At 59.0% G+C, this 8,525-nt stretch carries 8 protein-coding genes and 2 pseudogenes; 5 read left to right on the top strand and 5 right to left on the bottom strand.

Annotation, left to right across the window (positions count from 1 at the left end; all coding sequences use genetic code 11):
• Positions 1-130 precede the first annotated feature (130 nt).
• From ACN0SD_RS20430 to ACN0SD_RS20410, 5 genes are all read right to left on the bottom strand, one after another.
• Entirely contained in the window at positions 131-1,096 is a 966-nt protein-coding gene (locus tag ACN0SD_RS20430; RefSeq protein WP_417810018.1) for a 3-hydroxyacyl-CoA dehydrogenase NAD-binding domain-containing protein, read from the bottom strand.
• 3 nt (positions 1,097-1,099) lie between these two features.
• Complete coding sequence (locus ACN0SD_RS20425; protein WP_417810017.1) at positions 1,100-2,977, bottom strand: TRAP transporter permease; 1,878 nt, start codon at positions 2,975-2,977, stop codon at positions 1,100-1,102.
• An 86-nt stretch (positions 2,978-3,063) separates the two neighbouring features.
• Positions 3,064-4,041 carry a TAXI family TRAP transporter solute-binding subunit gene (locus ACN0SD_RS20420; RefSeq protein ID WP_417810016.1) on the bottom strand — a complete coding sequence of 326 codons (978 nt, stop codon included), beginning with the start codon at positions 4,039-4,041 and terminating at the stop codon, positions 3,064-3,066.
• 34 nt (positions 4,042-4,075) lie between these two features.
• Complete coding sequence (locus ACN0SD_RS20415; protein WP_417810015.1) at positions 4,076-4,387, bottom strand: hypothetical protein; 312 nt, start codon at positions 4,385-4,387, stop codon at positions 4,076-4,078.
• Positions 4,384-5,769 carry an acyclic terpene utilization AtuA family protein gene (locus ACN0SD_RS20410; protein ID WP_417810014.1) on the bottom strand — a complete coding sequence of 462 codons (1,386 nt, stop codon included), beginning with the start codon at positions 5,767-5,769 and terminating at the stop codon, positions 4,384-4,386. The genes ACN0SD_RS20415 and ACN0SD_RS20410 overlap by 4 nt, the downstream gene beginning before the upstream one ends.
• A gap of 128 nt (positions 5,770-5,897) precedes the next feature.
• Between ACN0SD_RS20410 and ACN0SD_RS20405 the strand changes: the two genes are divergently transcribed.
• The 5 genes and pseudogenes from ACN0SD_RS20405 to ACN0SD_RS20385 all read left to right on the top strand — a co-directional run.
• Positions 5,898-6,854, top strand: a complete 957-nt coding sequence (locus ACN0SD_RS20405; protein ID WP_417810013.1) for a LysR family transcriptional regulator — start codon at positions 5,898-5,900, stop codon at positions 6,852-6,854.
• A gap of 83 nt (positions 6,855-6,937) precedes the next feature.
• Complete coding sequence (locus tag ACN0SD_RS20400; RefSeq protein WP_417810012.1) at positions 6,938-7,450, top strand: carboxymuconolactone decarboxylase family protein; 513 nt, start codon at positions 6,938-6,940, stop codon at positions 7,448-7,450.
• Between the two features lie 77 nt (positions 7,451-7,527).
• Positions 7,528-7,638, top strand: a pseudogene (locus tag ACN0SD_RS20395) (IS5/IS1182 family transposase); the annotation flags it as partial.
• 91 nt (positions 7,639-7,729) lie between these two features.
• Positions 7,730-8,083: a transposase gene (locus ACN0SD_RS20390; RefSeq protein ID WP_417810011.1), complete on the top strand. Its 354-nt coding sequence runs from the start codon at positions 7,730-7,732 to the stop codon at positions 8,081-8,083.
• 60 nt (positions 8,084-8,143) lie between these two features.
• Positions 8,144-8,433, top strand: a pseudogene (locus ACN0SD_RS20385) (transposase); the annotation flags it as partial.
• Positions 8,434-8,525 lie beyond the last annotated feature (92 nt).

The raw sequence follows: 8,525 nt of genomic DNA, 5'->3' as shown, positions 1-8,525 counted from the left end.
TCCAAATATCGCCACACCCGGACAGCCGCATTTCGCCGTTGGATCGATTGTGCCGCTGCAATGACGGCTTGATCAAATCCTCACGGGCAAAAGTGCGGGCAAAGGAAATTAACCTGACAATACCCCTCCGCTACGGAGTCAATTTTACATGCTTGTTCACGCGCGATCTCATGATCTCGATCAAACGCTGGTCGCGCTCTTCTACCAGACTCGCGATATTGCGTCCCTCGGCGGCGATATTGACCTCTTCGACCAGCGTCTTGCATAGCTCGGGGGTCAGGTCTGGGGTGCCCAGACTGTCCCAGCGGCGCTGCTGGCTGGCACCAAGATGGGCCAAATAATGCGCCATGCCGCCGTCGCCCCCGCCAAGATGATAGGTCATGTGACAGCCGGTGCTGGCCCAACGCGGACCCGGGCCGTTGCGCACGGCAGCGTCGATATCGCTAACCGTCGCCACCCCCTGTTCGACCAGTGACACCGCTTCACGCCACATGGCAGCCCCAAGACGGCCAGCGATATGTCCCTCGATCTGGCGCGACAGGCGGACGGGAGCCTTGCCCAGCCAGCCGTAGAAATTCATCGCCCAGTCAAGGATTTCAGGCCGCGTCTTGGGTCCGCCGGAAATTTCGACCAGAGGCAGGATATGGGGCGGGTTGAAAGGATGCGCGGCAAGAAAACGGTACGGATGCTGTGCCCCCGACTGAATGTCCCCGATCAGCAGCGCCGAGGTTGACGAGGCGATGACTGTCTCGACCGGCACCCATTCCTCGACCTGGGTTAAAATCTGGCGTTTGAGCGCCAGATTTTCGGGGGCGTTTTCCTGAACCAACTGCGCCGCGCCAAGTGCGGCATTTGGGGCCTCTGCAAAGCTAAGGTGATCCAAAGGCAGCGTAGGCCGTTCTGTATGCCCGAGCTCCAACAGGCTGGTCCACATCGACCGGATCGTGTTGTGCAAGCGCTCTTGCGCACCCGGTGCCGGGTCAATCGCGTGAACGCGCAAACCCCGCGCCAGAAACAAGGCCGCCCAGCCCGCTCCAATGACTCCGGTTCCGACAATTGCGACATGGGTGATTTTATCGGGGGCGCTCAGAGGCATCCGTCACTCCTGTGAATATTTGGGTTTTGCGACAAGGGGCTGGAACCGGCGCGACAGCTGCCTGGTGGCCAGCAGGATCAAGACGGCTACGGCCGAGGCTGCGGGATAAGGCAGCAAGGCTGTCGCGATCGCGATCAGATAGATGACAATATCCAGCATGCGCTGTCCGGTCAGGGGCATCTTGCCCAGAAGGCAGGGGATCGCGACGACCAGAACCAATCCCGAGACAAGCGCCTCGGCAATGGCCAAGGGGCCACCCTGCCCGATCATGCCGGGATAGATTAGGATCATGAAAGGAACGACATATGTCATCGCACCCAGCCGCACCGCTTCGCGCGCGGCGGGTAGCCAGTTAGTCTGGGCAATGCCTGCGGCCACGAAAACCGCGACGCAGACGGGCGGCGTGATCACCGAAATCGTGGCAAAGTAAAAGACGAACATATGCGCGGCCAGCGGCGCGACACCGACGCTAGTCAGGGCTGGTGCCAGAACGGCCGCCACCAGCACATAGGCCGCTGTGGTCGGCAACCCCATTCCGATCACCAGACAGATCAGCCCGACAATGATCGCCACCAGCACCACCGAATTTCCCGCCAGCGTGACAATCAGCGAGGACAAGGTGACGCCGATCCCGGTCAAGTTGATCATGGCGACAAGGATCTGTGCCCCGGCCAGCAGGATGCCGATAATGACCAGCCCTCGCCCGGCATCGTCCAGCGCCGACAGCATCTGGCGCAGCATGTCCTTGGGACGGCTGGCCCCGATGGCGGCGATCATAAAGGCCACAAACAGCGCGGCGATCCCGAAAAAGGCTGCGGTCTGCACCGAACGCCCGGTCAGAATGCCGACAAACAGCCCGCCAAGCGCGGCCACGACCGGCAGAATCCGGCGCCAGCGCAGGATAGCACCCCAGCGCGGAATGGTCTCATCATCCACGATCCGCAAGCCACGCTGCACCGAGACGACATGCACGGTGATGAAGACCGACAAATAGAACAGAAGCGCCGGCAGGATCGCCCCGATCATGATAGTGACATAGCTGACGCCCAGAATTTCTGCCATCACGAAGGCGGCAGCACCCATGATCGGCGGCGCCAACTGCCCGCCTGTCGAGGCCACGGCCTCGACAGCCGCCGCAAAGGGCGCGGGATAGGAAAGGCGCTTCATCAGCGGGATGGTAAAATTGCCGGTCGTGGCGACATTGGCGACGGCGCTGCCGCTGACCATGCCGAACAGTCCCGAGGCGATAGTAGCGGTCTTGGCCGCCCCACCCGGGCTTCTGCCGCCCAGACGCATGGCCAGATCCATAAAGGTTTCTCCGCCGCCTGTATGCAGCAGGAATGCGCCAAACAGCACAAAGGCAGCAATCACCGTCGAAGCAATGCTCAACAGGCTGCCCCAAATGCCAAGATCGCCCAAGAATAGCGTCTCGGTCACGAAATAGGGATCGAACTGGCTGTGTCCCAACTGGCCCGGAATGTAGTGGCCCAGCAGCGCATAAGCCAGACCGATGACCACCAGCGCCGGGAAAATCAGACCAACGACACGCCGTCCCATCTCAAGGATTGCAAGAACCAACCCCGCAGTCATCAAAAGATCACGCCCGGTAGCCCAGGGCAATGCGTTCATGATGTCATCATAGTTCAGGGCAATATAGCCGCAGGCCACCCATGTCATGGCAACCAATGCCAGATCCACAATGATGCCAAGCGGGCGCAGAGCGCTGCCCGGGGCAAGCGGATACATCAGAGCCGCCAGCGTCATGACTTGGGCCAGAAACAGCGCTCGCTGCACAAGGCTTTCGAACGGTCCTGCAGCCGAGGTGTACAGAACAAACAATCCGATGAAGACAGCCACGATCTTTGCTGCGGTATCGCGCATCTTGAACTCCTCCTGACAGATGGTGGCGGGCTTCTTTCAGCCTGCATGGGCTTCGGAAGGGATTTCTCCCTCCCGAAGTCTGCCCGTCACTGAGCGGCAGCGGGCCGCATATGCTCGGGAATATCGTACCCCATTTCGGCAAAGTAACGTGCCGCGCCGGGGTGCAGGGGAACCGTGCCATATTCCATCGTCAACTCCGACAGATCATACGCGGCCAGCGAAGGCAGGGCGTTGCGCTGAACGGAGTCGTCCTCCATTGCGGCCTTGGTGATCTGATAGGCGGTGTCCTCGTCCATCTCAGGCGTTGCAGACACCGCCAGCGCAAAGGACCATGTCTTGTAGGGCGCGATCCCTTCGCCGGCATCGTCGATCGACACGACGGACAGGTCTTTCATCTCGCTGCGGATCGTGTCGGCCTGCACATCGGTCAGGGACACGACCTGCACCGGTGTGAAGGTATTGATATCCAGAGATGAGGCATCCAGCCGTTTGCCAGCCCCGGATTTCACATAACCTATAACGCGATTGTCCTTGATCATGTCAACCACATCCGTGGTCGAGCCGCGCACGACATCGGGTGTGATGCCCAGCTTGGCCAAAACGGCTTCGGCGGTGGCCTCGGTGGCCGAGCCGCGGATGCCGGGATTGAAGCGTTTGCCGTTCAGATCTTCCAACGTGGTGATATCGGCGTCAGCACGCACCACCACATTCTGCGGCGCCGGAGCATAGACCCACAGCAGCGGCGCCTCTTGCGGTGCGCCATCGAATTCCTGCGTGCCAGCATGGGCATGTTCGATAATATTGGTCGTGACCAGACCCATATTGACCTGCCCGCGCTTCATTCTGCGCAGGTTATCCATCGTCGCACCCGTTTCCGCGACTGAAGCTGTGACACCGGGAATGGTGTCATTGATCAACTGGCCTAAGGCAACAAAATAGCCATATTGGCTGGACGATGCCGAAGTTGATCCGATCAGCAAGCGCGTATCCTGCGCATTTGCCGATGCACCGGCCAGCATGGCCATTGTCGCAATTGCGGCCAGGGGTGCTTTGAAATGTTTCATGTTTTTCCTCCTCCAAAGAAATCTGTTGGTGCCGTCACGCCTGATCTAGTTCCATCGCAAGGATGCGAAATGACAGGCATTTTCCGTGTCCGTCCAAATTGAGGCTGGCATTTACCCCGCCATCGAGAACATCGTCGATGACAAAATTCAGCGCGCCCAGATTGGGTAGTTCGTAGCGTTCGATAGGGCCGGGATTGCGATCGGCCAGCGCGGCGCGAATGCGGGCCACGGTGACCTGTTTAACAAGGGTGGAATAGTCCTGCGGCGCATAGGCTATGACGCTAACGTTCAGCCGGTTGCCCTTGTCGCCCGCACGGGCATGGGCGATATCATACAAAAGGATCATCGTTCACCCTTCCATTCAAAGTAAGAGGCTCGCACCAATTCACGCGGGATCAGAGCCGAGCTGGTATAAACCCGGCTGCGAATGGTGCTGCGCACGCCACCGCCGCCGCCCGGCCCGCAGGTATATAGCGCCCCCAGTTCGTGCATGACATGTTCGACCCGTTTCCGGTCCGGCGCGCGCACCGCGATATGCAGACGCACATCACGCTGTGGCGGGGTCATCGTGTCAAAAGGCGGCGGGGTCGCGCCTATTTGCAGACTAGAACTGTCATCGACCAGCGCAACCATATCTGCCTGCGTGCTGACAAGACTAGCCTGCAGATCCATGTCGCGACCAAGCCGGCTGCGCAGAATATCAGCAGCCAGACGCGCGCGGGCTTCCGCATTGGGACCGCTATAGGAAATTCCGCCTTCGCCCAGAAAACCGCCATCATAGCAGACGGTGGCCTTCAACGTCGCGGGGCGGGGCTTGCCACGCGCGCCGCGCAAGGCGACACGGTCATGGCCCTGTTCCCCGACATGCACGTCGGTCAGATCCAGAACGACATCCGGCGTCAGATAGGCTGCCGGGTCGTGAATTTCATACAGAAGCTGCTCTTTCACAGTCGCGGCGGTGACACATCCGCCAGTCCCTGCCGGTTTGGTCACCACAAGGGATCCATCGGCCGATAACTCGACAATCGGAAAGCCCAGATCGGCAAGCCCGACTACATCCTTGTGCCCGGGATCCGCAAAATAGCCGCCAGTCACCTGACCTCCACATTCCAGCAGATGGCCGGCCATGGTGCCCGCTGCGATCAGGTCAAGATCGTCAAAGGACCAGTCAAAATGCGCGGCCGCAGACCCCAGAGCCAATGCCGGGTCAGCCACCCGCCCGGTGACGACAATATCGGCCCCTGCCAGCAGCGCGTCGCGGATTTCCGTCGCGCCCAGATAGGTGTTCGCGCTAAGCGGAGCCGTGTCGGGCGGCAAGCAATCGCGCAGGATCGGAGCGATGTCACCCTGATGTGAAGAGGCCATCAGATCATCGCCGGTGACGACAAAAATGCGCGGAGCTCTGAGCTCAAGTTCTTGCGCTAGCGCGCCGATGGCCTGCGCGGCGGCGCTTGGGTCGGCGGCGCCGAAATTACCGACAATCGTGATGCCATGATGCAGGCAAGCAGCAAGAATCGGGCGCAGCCGGTCCAACAAATAAGGGTCATAGCCAACGCTGCCATCGGCGCGGGCAAGTTGCGCAAGGGCAAGAGTCCGCTCGGCCAGGGTCTCGAACATCAGGCTGGCAGGACCACCCGAGGCGATCAGGGACCGAACTACAGGAATTGCGGCGTCAAGACGATCACCGCCAAAGCCAGCTCCGCAACCGATTCTGAATAGGTTCCGCATATCCCCTCCCCAAGACTTCCACAGTTTTCTGGCCTCCCCGCCAAAAAACGCTGGGACATTGGTAAGGCTTCGCGCTATTATTTGTCTAATTTATAATTCTAATCTATTGATTGCATCAATAAATGAATGTGACCAAGAAACAAATCGATGTTTTTCTAGCTCTGGCCGAGCTTGGCAGCTTCAGCGATGCGGCGCGCCATGTCGGGCTATCACAGCCTGCATTCAGCCTGTCGATCCAGAGGTTGGAAGACGCGATGAGAATGAAGCTATTCCAGCGGACCTCGCGGACGGTGTTCTTGACCACCGAGGGGCTCCATTTCCTGCCTCTGGCGCGAAATCTCATGCAAGGTTGGGAATCGACCTTCGCGCAGATGTCCAATGTCGCGGCCATCCGCAATGGACGTGTTGCCGTGGCGGCGCTGCCATCGCTGGCCGCCGGAATGCTGCCAGATGTGGTGACCCATTTTGCCGAGAAACACCCGCTGGTGCAGCTAGAAATCCGCGATGTTCTACATGGCAATGTGATCGAACTGGTCCGGTCGGGACAGGTCGATTTCGGCATATCGGTAGACCCCTCGACGGATCTCGATATCGACTTCAAACCCTTACTGCATGACAGGATGGTCGCGATCCTGCGCAAGGACCACCCTTTGGCGCATCAGGAAACGGTGTCATGGGAGGTGCTGAGTACCGAAAAGCTGATCGTGATGACACGGGCCACATCCGTACGGTCCTTGACCGACCGGGCTTTTGCCAAGGCGCAGATCACTCCGCACATCACAATGGAGGTCGACCAACTAGCGACGATCTCGGGGCTGGTTCAGGTCGGCTATGGCGTCAGCGCCCTACCGTCGCTCTGCCTACCCGTGGTCGCCCGCCCCGACCTGACATGGCGCAGCATTGTCAACCCCGAGGCCGAGCGTAGCTTGGGCCTGCTGACACGCCGACGCCATGATCTGTCGCTGGCCGCAAACGCATTTTTGGACGAGATCTACCAGATTGTTCCCAATGGTGTTTTCTCTGCTTTTCGCGATCATATCCGCTTTGAATCCGACGCGCAGCCTGCTGTTCAGCGCTCACGCTGAGCAGCGCAAATATCAAATCTTCATCAAAACAGAAAGACCAGAATATGCCAGAAAACCGTCAGCCTATACTGGACGAAACCGCCTTGACCCTGGAACAACAGACTGTGTTTGACGCCATCGCAAGCGGCAAGCGCGGTCTGGTGCAGGGACCGTTGCGCGTCTGGCTTCAATCCCCGAAACTCGCCGACCGGGCGCAAGCCTTGGGCGAGTTTTGCCGCTATGAGACCCGTTTACCCCCGCGCCTATCCGAGCTTGCCATCCTGGTGACCGGATCATTCTGGGGCTCGGGTTTCGAATGGGCCGTCCATGCGCCGATTGCGATCCAGTCGGGACTGGCACCAGAAATTGTCGAAGATATCCGCGTCGGAAAGACGCCCAACTTCCAGAACAAGGCCGAGGCTGCTATCTATGCCTATGCCCATGAATTGCACCACACACACAGGGTTTCGGACGAAACGCATAGGGCTGCTGTCGAACTTCTGAGCCCTGAAGGGGTAGTCGAACTGGTCGGAATTCTGGGCTATTACACATTGATTTCCATGACCATTAATGCCTTCGACGTGCCATTGCCGAAGGGAGTGGCTGATCCGTTCTGACCCCATTTGCGGCGGGGGGACGGGCTCCCCTCCGCAACCACACTATGCCATATCATTGCCAGACAGGGGGGGCCAAACTGCTCAACCAGACCCCGCGCGATAAGGACATTGGCAGCGTAACCGCAGATGGAGCATACGATACGCGCAACTGCCACAATGCTATCGCCGATCGTGGAGCGGCCGCAGTTACCCTCGCGTAGAAAGGTTCCGTCGGAGCTTGTTGCACGGATCGCTATTGCTGGGTAGTTCCTGCGTTTTCCTTGCTGTGATCTAACGTAGATGCCGTACAAATTCAACGAAGCGCGCCGTGGTAAATTTGCCAAGGCGACGTTCCGGGTGACCAACTGGGCAGACTACAACGAGAGCCTGCGACGGCGCGGCGATTTGGCCGTCTGGATTTCTGAAGATGTGGTCCAAAACTGGTCTGCTGAACGGCGGAAGACGCGCGGTGGTCAAGCCCGCTATTCCGACCTGGCGATCGAGCTATGTCTGACATTGAGGGTCGTCTTCAATCTGGCGCTGCGACAGACGCAAGGCTTCATCCGGTCGATTGCACGACTGCTAAAACTGGAGCTTTCTGTGCCTGATTTCTCCACGCTCTCACGGCGCGGCGGCGCTCTGAAAATCACGTGACCTGCCACGGGATTTTTCCTCCACCATCGATTAGAGTCCGATCCAACTTGAGGACGGACAATGAAACGAACGAGATTTACGGACGAACAGATCATCGGCATTCTGACGGAGCACGAGGCCGGGGCGAAGTGCGCGGACCTGTGCCGCAAGCACGGTATGTCGGAAAGCACTTTCTATAACTGGAAGGCCAAGTTCGGTGGCATGACGGTGTCGGATGCGAAGCGGCTGAAGGCGCTGGAAGATGAGAACGCAAAGCTGAAGAAGCTTCTGGCCGAGCAGATGCTGGACCTGGCCGCGATGAAGGATCTGGTTTCAAAAAAGTGGTAGGGCCCGCCGTGAAGCGCGAAGCCTGTTGATTTCCAATTAGAAGTGACCCGGGGGGGGTGCGGACGAAAAGTTGGACTATCTTGGAGATAGTTCATGTACAGCTACGAAGACCGAA

Source organism: Thioclava sp. (assembly GCF_048263065.1).
Lineage (GTDB): Bacteria > Pseudomonadota > Alphaproteobacteria > Rhodobacterales > Rhodobacteraceae > Thioclava.
This window is presented reverse-complemented; position numbering and strand designations above follow the sequence as displayed.

What these genes read in the sequence shown, in the direction of transcription:
- ACN0SD_RS20420 (WP_417810016.1), bottom strand. Translation starts at nt 4,041, where the DNA reads ATGAAACATTTCAAAGCACCCCTGGCCGCAATTGCGACAATGGCCATG.
- ACN0SD_RS20430 (WP_417810018.1), bottom strand. Translation starts at nt 1,096, where the DNA reads ATGCCTCTGAGCGCCCCCGATAAAATCACCCATGTCGCAATTGTCGGA.
- ACN0SD_RS20415 (WP_417810015.1), bottom strand. Translation starts at nt 4,387, where the DNA reads ATGATCCTTTTGTATGATATCGCCCATGCCCGTGCGGGCGACAAGGGC.
- ACN0SD_RS20425 (WP_417810017.1), bottom strand. Translation starts at nt 2,977, where the DNA reads ATGCGCGATACCGCAGCAAAGATCGTGGCTGTCTTCATCGGATTGTTT.
- ACN0SD_RS20410 (WP_417810014.1), bottom strand. Translation starts at nt 5,769, where the DNA reads ATGCGGAACCTATTCAGAATCGGTTGCGGAGCTGGCTTTGGCGGTGAT.
- ACN0SD_RS20390 (WP_417810011.1), top strand. Translation starts at nt 7,730, where the DNA reads ATGCCGTACAAATTCAACGAAGCGCGCCGTGGTAAATTTGCCAAGGCG.